Source organism: Calothrix sp. CBUCES-K 9914, from assembly GCF_059640475.1.
Window position 1 is genome coordinate 1 of record NZ_JBXXZH010000030.1, and the last position, 19129, is coordinate 19129.

Annotated in this window: 15 protein-coding genes; 10 read left to right on the forward strand and 5 right to left on the reverse strand. The window is 37.8% G+C overall.

The window, feature by feature from the left end; genetic code table 11:
- Positions 1-154 precede the first annotated feature (154 nt).
- Positions 155-3637 carry an OmpH/Skp family outer membrane protein gene (locus tag AC2JBO_RS09420; protein WP_496953380.1) on the forward strand — a complete coding sequence of 1161 codons (3483 nt, stop codon included), beginning with the start codon at positions 155-157 and terminating at the stop codon, positions 3635-3637.
- 94 nt (positions 3638-3731) lie between these two features.
- Positions 3732-6560, forward strand: coding sequence for a CHAT domain-containing tetratricopeptide repeat protein (locus tag AC2JBO_RS09425; RefSeq protein ID WP_496953381.1), 2829 nt, complete (start codon positions 3732-3734; stop codon positions 6558-6560).
- A gap of 5 nt (positions 6561-6565) precedes the next feature.
- On the opposite strand, the gene AC2JBO_RS09430 is transcribed toward AC2JBO_RS09425, so the two are convergent.
- Positions 6566-8581, reverse strand: a complete 2016-nt coding sequence (locus AC2JBO_RS09430; RefSeq protein ID WP_496953382.1) for an amylo-alpha-1,6-glucosidase — start codon at positions 8579-8581, stop codon at positions 6566-6568.
- A gap of 153 nt (positions 8582-8734) precedes the next feature.
- Here AC2JBO_RS09430 and AC2JBO_RS09435 point away from each other — a divergent pair, with 153 nt between their 5' ends.
- Positions 8735-9328: a peroxiredoxin gene (locus AC2JBO_RS09435; protein ID WP_496953383.1), complete on the forward strand. Its 594-nt coding sequence runs from the start codon at positions 8735-8737 to the stop codon at positions 9326-9328.
- A gap of 214 nt (positions 9329-9542) precedes the next feature.
- On the forward strand, positions 9543-10094 hold the full coding sequence (locus AC2JBO_RS09440; protein WP_496953384.1) for a peroxiredoxin family protein: 552 nt from the start codon (positions 9543-9545) through the stop codon (positions 10092-10094).
- 54 nt (positions 10095-10148) lie between these two features.
- On the opposite strand, the gene AC2JBO_RS09445 is transcribed toward AC2JBO_RS09440, so the two are convergent.
- The 3 genes from AC2JBO_RS09445 to AC2JBO_RS09455 all read right to left on the reverse strand — a co-directional run bounded on the left by AC2JBO_RS09445 (position 10149) and on the right by AC2JBO_RS09455 (position 13081).
- A complete protein-coding gene (locus AC2JBO_RS09445) occupies positions 10149-10337 on the reverse strand; it encodes a hypothetical protein (RefSeq protein WP_496953385.1) in 189 nt (62 codons plus the stop codon).
- 5 nt (positions 10338-10342) lie between these two features.
- Positions 10343-12163, reverse strand: a complete 1821-nt coding sequence (gene mrdA / locus AC2JBO_RS09450; protein WP_496953386.1) for a penicillin-binding protein 2 — start codon at positions 12161-12163, stop codon at positions 10343-10345.
- Positions 12164-12787: 624 nt separating this feature from the next.
- Complete coding sequence (locus AC2JBO_RS09455) at positions 12788-13081, reverse strand: hypothetical protein (RefSeq protein WP_496953387.1); 294 nt, start codon at positions 13079-13081, stop codon at positions 12788-12790.
- A gap of 247 nt (positions 13082-13328) precedes the next feature.
- Between AC2JBO_RS09455 and AC2JBO_RS09460 the strand changes: the two genes are divergently transcribed.
- From AC2JBO_RS09460 to feoB, 4 genes are all read left to right on the forward strand, one after another.
- Entirely contained in the window at positions 13329-14234 is a 906-nt protein-coding gene (locus AC2JBO_RS09460; RefSeq protein ID WP_496953388.1) for a hypothetical protein, read from the forward strand.
- 518 nt (positions 14235-14752) lie between these two features.
- Positions 14753-15313, forward strand: coding sequence for an SIMPL domain-containing protein (locus AC2JBO_RS09465; protein ID WP_496953427.1), 561 nt, complete (start codon positions 14753-14755; stop codon positions 15311-15313).
- A 154-nt stretch (positions 15314-15467) separates the two neighbouring features.
- On the forward strand, positions 15468-15716 hold the full coding sequence (locus AC2JBO_RS09470; RefSeq protein ID WP_496953389.1) for a FeoA family protein: 249 nt from the start codon (positions 15468-15470) through the stop codon (positions 15714-15716).
- Positions 15713-17575, forward strand: a complete 1863-nt coding sequence (gene feoB / locus AC2JBO_RS09475; RefSeq protein WP_496953390.1) for a ferrous iron transport protein B — start codon at positions 15713-15715, stop codon at positions 17573-17575. The genes AC2JBO_RS09470 and feoB overlap by 4 nt, the downstream gene beginning before the upstream one ends.
- Before the next feature lie 65 nt (positions 17576-17640).
- On the opposite strand, the gene AC2JBO_RS09480 is transcribed toward feoB, so the two are convergent.
- On the reverse strand, positions 17641-17952 hold the full coding sequence (locus AC2JBO_RS09480) for a hypothetical protein (protein ID WP_496953391.1): 312 nt from the start codon (positions 17950-17952) through the stop codon (positions 17641-17643).
- 155 nt (positions 17953-18107) lie between these two features.
- Here AC2JBO_RS09480 and AC2JBO_RS09485 point away from each other — a divergent pair, with 155 nt between their 5' ends.
- Both AC2JBO_RS09485 and AC2JBO_RS09490 read left to right on the forward strand, forming a co-directional pair.
- Positions 18108-18530 (forward strand): element excision factor XisH family protein, encoded by a 423-nt coding sequence (locus AC2JBO_RS09485; RefSeq protein WP_496953392.1) that lies wholly within the window; start codon positions 18108-18110, stop codon positions 18528-18530.
- On the forward strand, positions 18515-18850 hold the full coding sequence (locus AC2JBO_RS09490; RefSeq protein WP_496953393.1) for a XisI protein: 336 nt from the start codon (positions 18515-18517) through the stop codon (positions 18848-18850). The genes AC2JBO_RS09485 and AC2JBO_RS09490 overlap by 16 nt, the downstream gene beginning before the upstream one ends.
- Positions 18851-19129: the final 279 nt, after the last annotated feature.

The following is a 19129-nucleotide window of genomic DNA, read 5'->3' on the forward strand; positions in this document are numbered from 1 at the left end:
CGTTGGTTTTCACAACAGAATAAAGCGGACATTAATCAAGATAAGCAGGAATATATAGACCTGTATAAGCAGTTAGAGAAAAATTTACCTGCAACATAAGTTTATTTAACCACAAAGGCACAAAGGACACAAAGGAAAGAAAGAAAGGGGAGTTATGAGTATAAGAAGATTTGTCGATGTTACTAGCATTATTGGTATTATTGCGTCTCCTATCGCATTAGGATTTGTTTATTCGCAAACAAATGTTCGTCCTGCGGTTGCTGATACTGTAGAGGTGACGACTCAGAAAAATTTTCCTTTTAATAAACCTCAAGCTATCAGCTTTGACCTAAATAGTAATTTTAAGAAGCTAACTCCACGTCAACAAGATGACCAGTTAAGGGACTGGTTGTTACTTACTGCACTTTCTGGTAAGGGTCTTAAGAGTGAACAACTTAGCCAAGGCGCCTATGATTTGCCGATTGTGCGGTACAATTTTATGAATCCTGTGGCAAACTTTGAATATGGCGCCACTCGTTCACGTTCTATTGATAAAGATAGGGTTATTGCGTTAGTACCAAAAGCTTCAACACCCCAACAGCGTAAAGATGATATTGCCCATATTGTTGATAAGCATCGTAAAGAACAAGGTCAAAAGCCTAAAGTTGTTGAAGTGTACGAATATACTATTAATTCTGATAAACAATCTGCTTCTATTACTAGGCGCCAAAATATCGATGCTGATAAAGTGTTTACTTCAGAATATGGTTATTTTGAAACTACTGTTAATAGTGCTAATAACCTACAACAGTTTCTAGCTCAAACCGATGATATCACTTTTAGCGAAGTTAACGGCGCCAGTTTAACTATTGGTGGACGTAAAATATATAGTTCTAAAAATCAAGGACTGCGTGTAGAAGATATTGCTGCACTTTGGCAGTCTGAAAAAAATATCGAAACTCGATGGCAGAATTTTCAGCAGGAACAAGAGACAAAAATCAAAAATCTACCAGATTCTGAACAAGAAAAAGCAGTTAAAACAGCTATTGCAAAAGAAAAGAAAAATGGATTAGTTGGTGGTAGCGGTTTTTCCCTTGACTGGGAATATGATTATCCTAGTATCCAAACAATATTAAATGATGTTAAACCACAGCTATTATCGCTACAGCTAGATGGTAAACCTGTAGCTAGTGCAGCAGAAATATCAGAAGTTTCGCAAAGTTTGGCAAATAGGAATATTACTCCATATCTTCAGCTAGTTGATAAACTGGAAAATTACTACAAATCGCTCAAAGCTAGAAATCAAATTCCTAAAACTCAACAGCTTAATTTGGAGTATGATAAACAATCGCAACCACTACAAGCACAAATAACTCAAAAACGAAATGAACTCCAATCACTAGTTGAGTCTGAACGATTACTTGGTGTACGCACTGCTGAATCTGATACCAAAATTAACCAGAAGCAACAAGAAATTGCTCAACTTCAAAAAAACTTTTCAGATATTTACTCTCAATACCGTAAACAATTTGACCAAGCTGCTCAAAATAATGGCAAACTATTAAAACTTCTTAAAAGTCGTGAAAATCATGCTTTTCAACACGCGCGCTATGATGGGGATTTAAAAGGAACGGAAGTAGGAATGGTTCTGTTTTATACAGATTTACTAGCAAAAATATGGTCATTCAACTATAATGATAGCACACCTACTCAGCAAATTCCTGACTTTATTGCTAAAACCAAATCAAAAGTTTCTCCTATATATAAAGAAGAAATAGAGAAATTAGACTATACAAGGTTATGGTTTGGACAGCAAGATAAAGGTTTTCAAATTACTAATTCTGGTAATGAGCTAGTTTTTGCTCGTAATGCAACCCGTGTTTATGCAGCATCATCAAGTCTTTCAAAACCGGACGAAGAAACTACTGCAACCGCAGATAGTGAAGCTTTTTTAAGTTGGTGGAACGACCATTACGAAGAAGTCGCGCGTTTTGAACCGCAATACGTGCGTCTTAACCAAATTATGAAGTGGAGCTTGGTTGTAAACTGGCTCAACCAATCAGACCAAGGAGAAAAACTAAGCTTCTTACAAACTATACCAGTCAAACGCGATAATTGGTTCCCCAACTGGGCAAGAAAGCAAAATAACTTAAAATTCCAAACTTGGGAAAAAGTCAAATTCTTCCCACCTAACTATAAAGGTGTTACAACAGAAGCGTTACCCTTACTTGTTTCTCAACCTTACGAGCGATTTGGCTCTAAAAATAGATACATTATGGGTGGTGTCTCACTTGCAAGTAAGAGTACTTTCAAAAATCGTACTTCTTTACCTATAGATACAAATTTTAGCTCACCCGCGCGTAGGTCAAATATTGACTACAAATCTATACTAGTCGAAAACGGTAAATTAAAATTTGATACGTTTGAAGGTACTCAATATCAAGTTCAAAAAATTAGCAACACAGTCAGTGAAACCACGGTTATACCAAAGGTTGACACAAAACTACGAAGCTTGAATGCGGAGTTAAGTAACCAAACATTTACTAGTAATTTTGTACAAAATGCTGGTAGAACAGAATATAGTACTGCAGTTGGTGGTGTTAATTTCGGTGATTTAAACGTTTCCAAAACAGCTAATGGTTTTAGAACAAGTTTCCAAAGTCGAGATATAGATACCGCTTATGCTTTAGCTTTAGATTTAAGCACATCTAAGGGTAATGGTGCTGAGGTACTAGCAAATGCGAGTGGAGTTAAATCTTTTAAATACTCACTATCTAAACCAGACAACTATTATGTTGAATTAGCGAACGGTAACTGGTTACAGCTTAGTAGCAGTGGTGGAGGAGGAGGCCCCAAACCACCTAGTAAATCTATAATAGACGTTGGAGAGCCAGATGGCGCCCGTAGTTTCTTTATCAAAGCATTAACTAAAACAGAAGTACCAGACAAGACACAAGGATTTAAGCAAGTAGCAGGAAAAGGGGGAGATTATAGTGATTCAAAATTTATTGATTACCGCAGCAAAGCGCAAAAACTAGCTAAAGACCCAGTTGCATTTATTGCATTTGAACAAAAAAGCTTAAAACAGCATATTAATAACATAGATGTAGCACTTAAAAGCGGTAATTATTCCCAAGCAACAAAGTTGATTGATGAATTACCAGCATTATATGCTTCACATCCAACCATCAAAATGCGTCAAGCATTAATAGATATTCATGAGGGTAGGATAAAAGTAGAGCAACTTACACCCGAAGGAGTAAAACCTGTAGATAATAGCTTCTCAAATGAAATCAGTAATCGTGATTTCCGGGTAGTCAAAGAAGAGCAAGGTAATTTTTATGTCCAAGATTCTCCTTCTCTAGACAACTTAGATTTTAAAGCAACAGTAACGCAAACTGTTAGTTCAAATTCGGGAGTCAAATTTCATAAGCTTGAACCTACAGAAATCACTGTAACAAATAACGGTGGTAATAATGGTGGAAGGAATGAAAATTCTGGAAATGCAGGTAACTCTCAAAATCCTGCCAACGTAGCTAGAAATCATAATTTTAACATTCCACCATCTACAACAAAAGAGGACGAATGTCAGAAAGAAAATGACAAAGAAAAAGAAAACTGTCCAACTGAAAAACCCACTTATGTTGTAACCAAATAAAATCTCTCTCTGCTTTCTCTGCGTCTCCGTGGTAAAAAATATATATTACCTTATTAGGCATAGAGTTAACAGAGATAATACTTAATATACCTTTATGCCATACGATACATTTACAGAACTTAATCAAGCATACGAACAAGTGCAAATAAAATGGCACCAAGGTAACATTATTGGCGCCTATGATGATTTGTGTGATATCTTCAGATACAGGCTTTTACATTCAAAATTAAATGAATCTGATGCCAAGATAATTCAAACACTAGCTGATGTATGTAGTATATTAGGAGAATTTGAAACTGCAGACAAACTACTTTGTGGTGCCATATATTTATATGAAGAAGCGAAAAGAGAATTTTGGGCAAATTACGCGCGTTTACGTAGAGTACTATTATCTTTAGACAGAGGTAATCTTCACTCTTCAGAAGATTTACTTCAAGAAATGGCACCCAATATTGGTGATATTAATAGTATTGAGTTTTCGTCAGGATTATTACAGTGGGAAGAAGGGTGTATTTGGTCAAATGTCAATAATGAAGAGAAAGTTATTATATTTACAGAATTATATCTTGTAATGGGACGGTTATTAGCTGCTTTAGGACAATATGGGGAAGCAATAACCGCATTACAACGAGGTTTGTTTCACGCTAACTCAGAAACGGCGCCTGACTTAGCTAAAAGTAGTTTACTCCCTATTGAGTTAACATATATAAGCGCGCTACTTGAAAAAGGTCATTTGGAAGAAGCAAAAGTTTATCTAGCTAGGGTGCGTTTTGTTGTTGAGCAACCAGAACACATACAACATCGTCTCCATCACTTAGAGCTTTCTGCTAAACTAAGTTACTTAACAGGAAACTTTGGTGCTGCATTATCTCAACTTCAACAAACGCAAAAACTATGTAGTACACTACGTTTGCAACAAGCTGTACTACGTGCAAACCTCAACCTTGCCTATATTCTCATTCTGATCAACCAAACTAGTGCTGCACAGCATTATTTGAAAACAACTCAAGTTAAAGCTTCAGAAATTGGAAACACACATCTAGCCGCACGCGCGCAATTATTACTACAATTATCTCATGCTCGTAGTCGCGGTATTAGTCCAATTGCTTCTGTGTGGGACATGCGTAAACCATCAGAACCGACTCAAGCAACTATTGAAATTCAAGGAAAATTAGATTTATCAAGTCAGTCCCCCAATTATTTAGCTTGGTTTGAAGACCGTGCATTAGCTTTCCAGTGGCATTTAAGCCAGTTAAATTTAGACAAAGCCAATAGTTTACTTCAGCATATCAAAAAAGTATTCAATACCGATTCAGATTTAATTAAAGTTCAAATACGTGTGTTAGAAGGGATGTTTTGTTACTATCAAGGTAAAGAACAAGACAGCTTAGATAAAATTCACCGCGCGCATGAGATACTGATGGAAGTGTCTTCGCAATTAGAAGTACTCAATCTCAAACCTGAGCTTTGGCAAGTTCAAAGAATTATAATATGGTGTCGAAATCGTTTAAATTACCCACTTTCCCAAATCGAACCATTAACAGCATCAACAAGTCAATTACTTGAGCAAATTACTAATACATTAAAGCAAGAAGAACAGACAATGTACTTGCTGAATAAATGGACAGCAGATGAAGAATATATTGCAACACAAATTCAGCACTTACAGCAATTACAACACAAAATAAAGACACCTAATATTTTACTACGTGCTTGGCTGAAATTAAACTTAATACATTCTTTGAATGCTTTGCTCGGACATATTGACAAATATAAAGATACCATCGCAAAACGTACAACAACAGGCGCCAACGTAAAAGTACCAACATCTAATAAAATAACACCAGCTTGGCGCCGTCTTCTTACTCATCCTCGTGACAGAGTAACATTGACATTCCTAATTCTACCAGACCGGGCATTAGTTATAGTTACCGGATGGCTTTTATTTGACTTTCACATTATCCCTACTACTCGTCTTGCTGTACGTAATCTTGTACAAAATTGGTATAAAAACATTGAAAATATAAATCGTAGTCGTGACATAAATTTCAATAGCAACCAAGATAATCAACCATTAGAGCAAGAATTAACTTATAATCTCGCTGGCATACTACAAATACCACAAATTCTGGAGCGTATACCTAAACATATCCAAGCATTAAATATAGTGCCAGATGATATACTACATGGTTTTCCTTTTGCGACAATAGTTTATAAAACTAAGTATTTAATAGAACATTATAAATTATCCATTTCTTATGAGTCAAAAGCGAAACACATCAAATCATCTTCATTCTTAAACAAAGCAAAAGCACTAGTTGTTGGCATATCTAAAGGGAATAGTCAGTATAATCCATTACCAGGTGTTAACAAAGAACTTGAACATATTAATCACTGGTTAAACCGTCATAATATAAATTGTTTAACTTTGCGTAACAGTTCTGCACAAAAAGACGTAATTATCGAAAGCATTAGTAAAGTCAGTTTACTGCATATCGCTTGTCACGGCGCCTTTAATCCAAGTCAACCCGACCAGTCAGGACTGGTGTTAATAGACTCTGACGGAAAACAAGAAATTTTGACACTGCGAGAATTATCTCAAATAGATTTAAGCAAACTGTGTCATGTTACCCTTTCTAGTTGCTGGTCAGCGAATAATTTTATTCTTCCAGGACGCTGGATTATTAGTTTACCAGAAACACTTTGGCGTTCAGGTACTCAAAGCATTTTAGGTTGCTTATGGGAAGTTGATGATAGAATCGCTGTATCTTTTATGACCAGTTTTTATCACTACTTAGATAGACTCCCGTGCGATGAAGCACTACGTCGCACTCAACTTGACTGTTTATTTGGGCGCCTGCCTAATTGTAATGTGAATACAGCAAAGCCGATATTTTGGGCAGGATTCAATATTTATTATTAACAAACTTATGATACCAAACATCGGAAGGCTTCGGCAACAGATTTTGCTTGTGCTATTGCTCCTCTTGGTGTGTGTGGTTCGTCACCGTCAAAGATTTCGGAAATTGAGTTAATACATCCTGTAAATGCAAAATGATGAAGTAAAGGTGAGAAGGAAAATGGTAGTGGTTTATCTGGATTAAATCTTTGCCAACCTCGAATAAATGCACCAATTAACCAGCACCAGACTGTACCTTGATGATATGCATAATCACGCTGTTGTTGATTGCCTACGTATTTACCGATGTAGTCAGGGTCAAGTGGGTCAAGACTACGAAGACCGTATGGTGTTAATAACCGCTCGCGTGCGACTTCAAGTATTTGTTGTCCTTGCAATTGTGTAAATCCACAGTGAGCAAATGATAGTGCGAGTACAGCATTTGGACGTATCTGGCAATTACGACGGTCATCAGGTTCAATTGTATCGTAAAGGTAACCTAAATTGGAATTCCAATACTTTTGCAGTGACACTTTTACTGACTCTGCTTGCATTGCAAAACGTCGAGATTGTTTAGCTAGGCGCCTTTGTTCTTTACAGTCTATATTTGGTAGATTAGGTAACTCGCTAAGAATTTCTGACCATCGTGAAGCCCAACATAAAGCAGAGTACCACAGTGCATTCACTTCCACAGGTTTACCTCGCCGAGGAGTAACTGGGCGCCCATTAACAATAGCGTCCATCCATGTTAATGCTACACTTTGATTATCCCAACTTACTAGCCCATCAGTAGAATCCACATGGATATTATAGCGAGTACCACCAATGTAAGCTTTATAAATTTGCTGTACAACGGGGTATTGTAAAGCCAGAAATTCCCAATCCTGTGTTGCTTCAAGATATAGTCCAAGTGTTTCAATCCACCATAAAGCTATATCTACACTGTTATATATAGGTTCATCGTTTGTAACTGGTAAATAACTTGCAATCAAACCATAGCGACAATATTTACCGAAAGTATTTAAGATATCTCTGGCAATCTGATAGCGCTTAGTAGCTAATAGTATACCTGGTAAAGCGATTAAAGCGTCTCGCCCCCAATCATCAAACCAATGATATCCAGCAATAATTGTAGGACTATTTGTATACTGATGATAAACAATAAATTGGTCACAAGCTTTTAATAATTGCTTGTCTCCTATCCCTAAAAACCGATGCTGTTCGACTTTAACAGCTTGATTAAAAGTTTCGTCTGTTAAGTAATCTTGATAACTTTCAGGAAAACCAACTCGTGCTTCCAAAGTAATAGTATCCCCTGGTTCCATTATTACACTTAGATACCCTGGACTATACAAGTCTTCTTTATCACTTAGTACTCGTCCAGTTTCTTCTGGCAAACTATAATTCCAATACCATACAGCATCCTGCTTATACTCACCTCGTGTCCAACGTAAATGCCAAGGTGTACCAACACCATTATTATCTGCTTGCAAGCAAAGTTGTTGTACTCCCAACATTTCAGAGAACTTTAAAGATGGTGTCATGATTTGTTGGTGATGGAAATCTCGGTCAGCAATTAATAACCTTAGCCTTAATAATGCTGGTTTTACCCCTTCATAACGATATTGAATCAGTAAACGATGACTGCCAACACTAATTACATTTGTATTGTCTGTATTACAAGATTCTTCTCCCTTATCCTGGGCTGCATACGGCATTACTAAACGTCGCTCAAGGCGCCACTGGTCATCACCCCATTCCCACGTCGGCACTAGATTATTATTAAAGTTACGCAGTAGCTTATACCCAGATGGCTCAATCTCACCTGTTCCCCAATAGTTTGTTCCTAGTGGTATAGCGCAGTCGGATAACTCCAAACTTGCTTCGATATGTGATAACAGTAGAGTACGCTCTTCTGGTGGTTTTAAAGCAGCAAAAAACCACCCGTGGTAAGTCCGGGTGCGGATATCCGTAACTGTTCCACTTGCAAAACTCCCTAAACCATTAGTTAACAACCATTCCCGCTTATCTAAATCATCTAACATTATTTACTCAAAATCGTTATGAGTATGATATAGTCGTAACAGTTCGTAATTAAATAGTAAAGCGCAGAACGTAACATTGGTGCAAAAGCAATCAAAGTTATTGGTGCCGATTATAGATGTATAAGCAGTATAAGCAATGAGGGAGAATAATATATGACAGAAAGCATTCGTGTAGGTCAAACAGCTCCTGACTTTACAGCAACAGCTGTGCTAGACCAAGAATTTAAGACAGTAAAACTTTCCGATTATCGCGGTAAGTATGTCGTACTATTCTTTTACCCCCTAGACTTTACCTTCGTTTGTCCAACTGAGATTACAGCATTTAGCGACCGTTACGAAGAATTCAAAAAAGTCAATACTGAGGTACTAGGTGTTTCAGTTGACAGTGAATTTTCGCACCTTGCTTGGATACAAACAGATCGTAAATCTGGTGGTGTAGGTGACCTAAACTACCCGCTTGTTTCTGACATTAAGAAAGAAATCAGCACCGCTTACAACGTTCTCGACCCAGCGGCAGGTGTAGCATTGCGTGGTTTGTTCATCATTGATAAAGATGGGACAATCCAACACGCGACTATTAACAACTTAGCATTTGGTCGTAGCGTTGATGAAACATTACGAACATTGCAAGCAATTCAATACGTACAGTCTCACCCCGATGAAGTTTGTCCTGCTGGTTGGCAACCAGGTGACAAGACAATGAACCCTGACCCAATTAAGTCTAAAGTTTACTTTGCGAGCGTTTAGGCGCCGATTGCAAGAAAACTCTAACAGTTGATGTTGGAGGCACGAATCATAATAGAAATAACCACAGATAAACACGTATAGTTTCTTACTTTATTCTCACCCAAGTTGGTCAGAATTAACAGGTAAAGGAATACAAACTGCTTAAAACCGTGTTTAGCTGTGGTTTTTAATAGAATAAATCTAAGATTCGGTATAAATCAACAGGTATATAGAGATGGCTATTTCTACAGATTTTAGAGGATTGTTTAACGAGCGTTTCGCGCGCAACTTTTTGCCTATTCCTGCATACGACAAGCTGTTGATGGGGTTTTTCACTCCTGACTTTCAACTACCTGATATAACAAATGGTAAAATTGTCAAATTATCAGACTATCGCAATAAACAGCCTGTTTTACTGGCATTGACTCGGATTTTCACAGAAAAGCAGTATTGTCCGTTTTGCTTCCCCCATATTAAAGCTTTGAACGAAAACTACGAGCAGTTTACCAATCGTGGGATTGAAGTATTAATGGTAACAAGTACAGATGAAAGACAAAGCCAAATAGTAGTAAAAGATTTGGGTTTGAAAATGCCATTACTGAGTGACCCTAGTTGTAGAGTATTTCGGACGTATCAAACTGGGCAAGCATTAGGCGCCCCGTTACCTGCACAATTTGTGTTAGACAAGGAAGGTAGATTGCGTTATAGACATTTGTTCTCATTTTTAGACCATAATGCCAGTGTAGATAAATTATTAGAACAATTTGTAGGGTGCGTGATGCCATAACAATTCTGAAACGAAGCAATCATCTAGTAGCGTCACGCACCCTACTGATGAATGTCACTGACTTAAGCATTTTGAGGCGCCAACGCGCATTGGGTAGGGTGCTTTCAAGCTATTACTATCAAGCAATGTAACGCCAAATACAGTGCTTTCACGCACCATTAATACTGATTTGTTTGGGATTTGAGCTTTGGTGCGTGACTCTACCAGACTTGCGCTTCGTTTAAAGATTATTGGTAGCGTCACACACCCTACTTTTTCACTTCAGGTTTTTGGTATTTGCCGGGGTGCTTTCTTTGGAAATAGTCTTCCATAATTTGTAGAGCTAAAGGCGCCGCAACGCTACCACCACCACCACCGGAGTGTTCGGCAAAGACGACTACTAGGATTTCTGGTTTATCAGCAGGAGCATAACCACCGAACCAAGCGTGGTTTTCTTTAACTCCTTTTCTCCAAGCTTCAGCAGTACCAGTTTTACCAGCAATAGGCGCCACTGTTGGCGAATTTAAGGCTTTTGCTGTACCCTCAGTGATGACTTTGCGTAAGCCATCGCGTAGAATTTTCACTGTTTCTGGCTTCATCCCGATTGGTTTACGCCAGTTTTTAGCATCTTCGTTGTCTTTAAACAAATGCGGTTGCACGAGATAACCACCGTTAGCAGGTGCAGCAAACATTAGTGCTACTTGTAAAGGAGTTGTTAACAAGGCGCCTTGACCGATAGACATGTTAATAGTGTGACCAATAGTCCAAGGCATTTTTAAAGCTCTTTGCGTCCATTCTTCGTCTGGTACTAAACCTTTGGATTCTTCAGTTGTAAATTCAAACCCGGTTTTTTGACCAAACCCAAATTTACGTGTCCACTCAATCATCGTTTCACCACCCACACCTCTACCAATTTGGTAGAAGAAAGTGTCGCTACTCATTGCCATTGCACCAGTGAATCCTAGTGGACCAAACCCAGCGTGGTTCCACTCACCAAAAGTTACACCACCAATATTCAGCGAGCCGAAAGTAGGTAAGATTGTATTAGCTTTGAATTTACCGGACTCTAACCCAGCAGTGGTAGTAACGATTTTAAAAGTACTCGCAGGAGGAAAAGCGCTTAAAGCTCGATTTACTAGCGGATATCCCTCACCCTGCAAAACATTTTGTAGTTCCTTCGCGCTTGGTTTCTGTTTAGAGAAAATATTCGGGTCAAAAGTCGGATGAGAAACCATTGCTAAAATAGACCCGTTGTTTGGGTTCATCACGACAATTGAACCATTTTTTCCATTCAGAGCTTTTTCTGCTGTTTTTTGAATATCTAAATCAATTGTTAAGTGTAAATCTTTACCTTGCTTTGCTTGTACTTCACCTAGTGTTTTGAGTGGGCGCCCGCGACCATCAACTTCGACTTCTTGTCCACCCCATTCACCGCGCAGGTGTTTTTCAAAAGCTTTTTCTACACCCATTTGTCCGATAACATCACCAAGACGATAACCTTCGTCTTCCCTCATTTTGAGTTGTTCGGCTGTTAATTCACGAGTATATCCTAGCACATGTGCTAACTCGTGTTTATGCGGGTAAGAGCGTACTGCCTCGGTATGAATTTCAACGTTAGGAAGTTCGTGGTGATATTCTTTGAGTGCAGTAACTTCTTCCATGCTTAAATCGCGAGCGATACGTACAAGCGTAGAGGAATTAGGACCTGCTTCTTCGAGTTTTTGCTCAATTTCCTCAACTGGGATACCTAAAATTTGAGATAGACGCGGACCAATTTTCTCATCCCATCCTGACTTTGTATGTGTCATTGGCCATAAATACACCGAACGTGGGAAACGAGTTGTAGCAAGAAGTTTCCCGTTGCGGTCAAAAACATTTCCCCGTTCGGGTTGTTTGGGAATAACTCGTACTCGGTTTGACTGCGCGCGTTCGGAGTATTTTTTGCCTTGCACAACCTGTAAATGAGCCAAACGGGCGCCCATTGCAGTGATTGAGGCAAGTGTAAATATAATTAGACACAGTGACTGGAGACCATTGCCTACGGTGCGTGTCTCCTTCTTCTTGCCAAATCCAGAATCTAATAGTGCCATAAAAATATAATGTCAACTAAGACTATTTGTATTATCTGTATCTATATACTGCCAACCGAGAACTTATCGGAACCGATATACTCTTGAGAGCTACCTATTTGAATAATAAATTACAAACAATCTTAAGATAAAGTAATTTTTATATCTGGTCTATTAGGGACAATTACAATAAGCTGTATTTTTAATAGATTTTTCTAATCATAACTATAGTATTTATTTATTTATATGTTTAGTTATATGTCTAGGAAACTTCGCTCGTGTAAATCATTCCAGTTGAAGCCAAAAGCCGCATAAGAATATTGTGTCAGCAGCGTTTATAGTAATAGTGAATAATTAGCTTTATTTTACCTGTATAGATAAGGCAGTAATTTCTGCTATCAACTACAATTGGCGCGTTTTTATTATAAAATCAAGCTTTAAACATAATAAGAATACCATTAATTAATAGCAAATAATATTGATGAGCGTTAAAACTACTCTTTACGTACCTTTAAGATTCCCGACGCACGCTCTGGGTTGTCGGGAATCTTAGCACGAGCATCACAGCGCCTGCAAAAAATAGATTGTTGTAGAGAAAATGAGGGCACCTGTGCAACATGGCATAATAATTAATTATTTTGAATATTAACCAGCTAACTCTAGTTCAATTTTTTTGTTAAGAGGTTCTTCTTTACTAGTTACAACCCAGTTTGCAATTGTATTTAGTATCTCGGCTTTTTCAGCAGGTGTAGCAGAGACAACAAGCTCGCGCAAGTCTGGGTTTTGAGAGCTAGCCAGAAAATCAACCGGATTTTTTCCAGCAAGCAATAGGCAGAAGTATAACCTTGACCCAGGCGCCAGTTGCTCCAAAGCTTCCAGCATCTGTTCTAAAGTCGTATGCGACACGGCGCCACCCTTACCGTTTCTAAATTGTGACACATGAGAAGGGCTGACACCAACATGCCGGGACAATACCGCCCCAGTAATACTATATTTTCTTAGAGTTTCGTCGAAACATTTATGTATCAGCATTGTTGACATGGTGACTTAATTCACTGATAATTAACTAAGATTCACTATTAGTGAAGTAAATTGTTTATAGAGCTTACTTTTTAGTATCGCATCTGAAAACGAAGAATTGTTGGCATTTGGCAATTGTAGTTATTGGTGAGGGTGTTTATTAATTATGGAACTAACTCCAATTTATAGCCAGTTATCTACCGAGGCGCCCAAGCATGACGCACCAGTATCAAAGCCAAGTTATTCTGTAATCGTTGAAACATATCCTGCTTCTGCGTATCAAGTCAACAATCGAGTTAGAGAAAATGGTGGCGAGTACTCAAACTCAAAAAAAGACGATTCTGATAACGGCACCTGTCATGCCTCACCTGAGAAAGATAAGGGTGGAACAGGGGAGAGTTTTGATTCTAGTACTAAAGAGCAATTACTGGGGGATATAGAAAACAGCCCCAGTAATTCAGACAAACAGCAAGAAGTAAACTCAAGTGATCCAACTACATATAGTAAAAAATATAGTAAAAAGCGCAGATGGGGAGAGGGGAACGGTTACATAGAGTGGCGCACGATTACCAAAAATGGTAGGGAGTACAATCAGGCTTACTATCACTGGAAAGTGAATGGGAACAAGTACAGCAGGTATATTCCTAAAAAATTACTGGGGTTAATAACAGAAGCTGATAAACAGAAGCGTCCAGTCAGAGAGATACTGGATTTGCTGGGTGTTATATCAAGTTCAAGCGACCAGAATTATGGAGTGGATATTCACAACGGCGCCAGTACACACACAACCACCAGTAAAAATGACTCGGATTTTATTTGCACTCTTCCAGGTCATAGTCAGACAAGAAGACACAAAGGTGATGGAAGTGGTTGTATTCAATGGAAAACTATCATCATTAACGGGAAAAAGTACTCACAACCCTGGTATCACTATGAGTTTTGGAACTCTAGAGAGCGTGCTATCAAGTCATCACGCTATATTCCCAAGCGTCTACTAAATCAAGTTATTCAACTAGATGCCGATAAAGTTCCAGTGAAACGGATATTAGAATTACTGGGTGTTTTTATATAAGGTGAGCAACTTCTTTCTGTCTTACAGGCGCCGTTCCTAATTACTGGGGGATACGGTAAAATAACCCCAGTAAAATTCAGATAAAAATCATAACCACCAGTAAAATAGCCCCAGTAATTTAAATCAACAGCAATCAGTGAATGAACCTCTAACAACCTTATTACAATCAACGCAAACACTTCTTGCAACGAATAATATGTAGATTATCACACTGCGTGTATTATTTACTGTACTATAAAATATCAGGCACCACAGTCTGGAATAAGTTAAAAATTTATTTAAAATATAGAAAAAATGTACTTAATAATATAAAATAACTGTAGAAAAAGAGCACCTCCGCTTATTTTTTTGGTAGATGATCCATTTTTAGGCTCTAGTATAAATAAATACTAGAGCTTTCTTTGTTTTTTTCCGTGGGGTAAATCTAAAAAATAAGCTTTTTCTTAGCTCACGGAGGAACGTAAAATGAAAGTCAATAGTTGAGAGGACTGTAAAAAATGGAGCAGTAAATTGAGGTTATTGGCGAATCAAGCTATACAAAAACAGTCAAAGAATACGTAGCAGATATAAATCTTAGTGTTCGTGCAGTCAAGTCTGAGACAGCGTTTGATGAAGTTATAAGTCTTCGTAATCGTTGTATAGAAACTCTTTTATCTTCAGGTTTAGAGCATTCAGAGCTACAAGAGGGAGGTGCTGAAGCTTGGCAATCTTGGAATCAAAGGAATAAACCAGGACAGGAAGCATATCAAAAAATTATTATTTCGTCTCAAAATATGTCACGTTTAACAAAAGCGCTTTCTGCTATGGAACAATTATTTGATAACCAACGCTATAAATTTACTCTCAACATGCGGCGCCCTATATTTGGAAGCAATGAAGAGAACAGAGATAGAGCGAGACGAGAAGCAATCAAAAATGTATATGCACATGCAATGATTTTAGCAGAAGAATCTAATTTACAAATAATACTCACTGTTCAAATCCAAGAAATGAGAGCAGAAACACAATCTTCTGGTGTATATGGTGATGAATCGTGGGGTATGATGGCTGCTGGAGGCTATAAACGGAAGTTACAATGATAATGATGATTATTCAAATTTAGACTCAGCAAATCAAATTATTAAACTCAAATATAAGGTTGTCTATAAAGTTCATTGATGCATAAAATTTATCAAGTAATTATTTGTTATAATCATTAATTATACTTTGATTATAATATCTATATATACTAACATGTCCAAAATTGAGCTTACCTCTTTGGAACCTTTTGAGACTGCTATTATTGCGGGAATTTCGGCAGAAGCTGCTTTAGAACAACGCTTATTGGCACTTGGGTTTCGTGCGGGTCGGCAAATAAAGATGCTGCGACAGGCGCCTTTAGGTGGTCCAGTTCATGTTCGTGTGGGGACAACAGAAGTAATGTTACGTCGTCGTGATGCAAAATCAATTCAACTAGTTCTAATATCAGAGGCGTCAAAATGACTCATTGCAATACCTGTAACCCATCTGACAACGAAATTATTGAGGGAGTCAAGCAAATAGCTGTTTTGGGAATGCCTAACACAGGTAAGTCTACCTTTTTTAATCGACTTACAGGCGCCAATGCGAGTGTCGGTAACTGGCCAGGTATTACTGTTGACCTAATGACGGCAAACATTAAAATGGGAGGGAAAGAAACCCAAGTTGTCGATTTGCCTGGTATATATGATTTACGAGGGTTTTCAGAAGACGAAGAGGTCGTAAGGAAATTTTTAGCCACTACACCACTTCATCTAATAGTAATCATTCTTAATACCGTTCAACTCGACCGTCAAATTAGTTTAGCTTTACAAATCAAAAGCTTAGGAGTGCCAGCAGTGTTACTGTTGAATATGGCAGATGAGGCGCCTGCTTTTGGTGTAGAAGTAAATCATGAGAAGATATCTGACCATTTAAAAATGCCTGTTGTACCGTTCAGTGCGAAGTTTGGGCAAGGTTATGGGCAAGCGTACAAAACAGTTCGAGATGAATTAGCAAAACAAAACAAATCAATAATAGTTGGGGATATTGAAGCTAAACTCCCCTTGGAAAGTGAAATAACTGCCGAAATGGAGAAGTTATTACAAGAAGCAGTTAGTAATGTTGAGGACATCAAAGAAAACCTCACAACTCGCTTAGATAGTATTCTGCTGCATCCAGTGCTGGGGTTGCCTATATTCTTCGGCACCATGTATTTAATGTTTCAGTTTATTTATGCTTTGGGTATACCCATGCAGGATAAATTAGCTGAATTATTAGCTTGGGTCAAGGATACAGCAATTGAGCCGTTACTTGCTGGATTAATTAATTTAGGTACGTGGGGCAAATTTCTCCATGACTTTTTGATAGATGGTCTTTATGAAGGTATAGGAACAGTAGCAGCTTTCATACCTGTTATATTCTTATTTTTTATTTGCATGGCAGTTATTGAAGATAGTGGTTATTTATCTCGTTCCGCATATCTAATGGATGCGTTTATGGAACGTTTAGGGTTAGATGGTCGTTCTTTTGTTATGTCGCTGATGGGGTTTGGGTGTAACGTTCCTGCAATTATGGGGTTACGGGTAATGCGTTCTCCTGCTTTGCGAATGCTATCAATGCTTGTAATTCCTTTTTCTTTGTGTTCCGCGCGTTTGAATGTATTTGTGTTTATGACAACTGCACTGTTTACTCAAAAACAGGCGCCTATTGTTTTATTTAGTTTATACTTATTTAGCTTCTTAGCAGCAATTTTTACAGCGGCAGTATTTAAAGGTCAATTTCCGAATACCGAACCGTTAGTGTTAGAACTACCACCATATCGTTTTCCCACCTTCAAACAAATGATACTGCGCGCGTGGCGTGAAGCAATGCACTTTTTATTCTGGTCGCGACGGTTTATTATCTTTGGAGTTATAGCTATATGGTTTTGTAATAATTTTCCTACTAACGTACCACCAGCCAGCGCGCAAACTATTTCTGGTATGATAGGTCAAATTACACAACCTATATTGGCGCCTTTAGGAATTAACCCACAACTTGCAGTAGCATTGATATTTGGTTTTATCGCCAAAGAAATAGTATTAGGTGGTTTAGCTGTAATATACGCAACGCAAGAAGACAGTTTAGGAACAGTTATTGCTCAACAAATTAATTGGGTACAAGCATATAGCTTTATGCTTTTTACTTTACTGTATGTTCCGTGCCTTTCTACAGTAGCAGCGATTAAAGCCGAATCTAAGAGTACTAAGTTTACATGGATGTCTGTTGCTTGGTCAGTAAGTTTAGCATGGGTAACTAGTTTCATTTTCTATCAAAGCGCTAGAGCTTTTGGAGTAGTGTAATAATTGGCAACGGATATAACGGATGTAACGGATGGTGGTATTATAATTACTAAATCTTCCTTTTACTATATTCGACCGCAGCTACCTGTATCATTGAGCCGGAAGATTGTCAGCTTTGGTTCATTGCTGTAACCGTATGTTTCTACAATTTTTTCTGTTATTCCTTTTAAAGTTGGATCAATTAAATACTTTTCGGTATCGGGGTCAATGGCAATGTGCCAATTATAGTGTGTTTCTATCAAGCTGGGTCGAACACGTTCAAATATAATACGACACCGCGCTGCAAGTGTAGAGCGTTGTTCCTGAATACGAGCTAATTCTTCTGGCAGTATAAATTTACGCGGTAAAGTGCGTGGTGGTTGAGATAGTTGTGTCATGGCAATAAATAAAGTGTTTTTTCTGTAACCTTTAGTAGTAGGGTACAATTTTTGTAAAGTCTTGTAAAGCGCTAATTTTAGTGTTGGTATCCATGTGTCGCTGATCTGGCAAACAACAAGTAGTATAGAGATAGAATACATTCTTATCAGTACAAATGTCTGCTAAAGATGCCTTTCATGAAGTTGTCCGCGTAGCTTTAGAGAAGGATGGCTGGCATATTACAAGTGACCAGTTCACGTTTTCTATAGGTGGTGTCAAAATGTCTATTGATTTGACGGCGGAAAAAATGATTGTGGCAGAAAGGGAAGACCAGAAAATAGCTGTTGAAATTAAAAGCTTCTTAGAGCAATCGTCTGCTATTTCAGAATTTCATACAGCATTGGGACAGTTTATTAATTATAGAGCCGCACTACGGAAAAAAGAACCAGACCGTGTTTTATACTTGGCGGTGCCACAAAACGCTTACAATACATTTTTTCAGTTAGAGTTTCCTAAAGAAATGATAGAAGAACATCGAGTAAAAATGCTTATTTATGATATTGCGGAGGAGGTTATCGTTGAATGGATAAATTACTAAAATATCGCCAGCTTGTACAAGATGCACTACTTGTATATGGTAGGCAAAAATATGGTTATGGGGATGTTGAAATACAAACAATTTTCGATGTTGAACGTGACCATTATCAAATTGTTTATGTAGGGTGGGAAGGTCAAAATTGGATACATAGTTGTATTCTCCACATTGATATTAAGAATGGTAAGATTTGGATTCAATGGAATGGAACTGAAGATGATATTGCCGCAGATTTTGTTGAGCAAGGAGTAAGTAAGGAAGATATTGTAATAGGATTTCATCCTCCTTCTGTACGAAAGTTCACGAAATACGCTGTAAGTTAGTTTTAAAATAGAGCTTTTATGATTTTAAGAAAACATCACAATTTATAGTAAAAAAAAATTCCTTGAGCTTCTTATTTTCTTCCTTTGCGTCCTTTGTGTCCTTTGCGGTTCGTTACTTAATTAGAAATCATACGAGTGAACGCGGAATATTATAGTACTCACACTATATATAATTAGAACGTAAAGCACAGCTTTTGTTGTAATCTTTAATGCAGAGTATTTACCCTTATGGTAGGGTATGATATAAAGTTTGAGTAATATTTAAGATGCTTCACATAG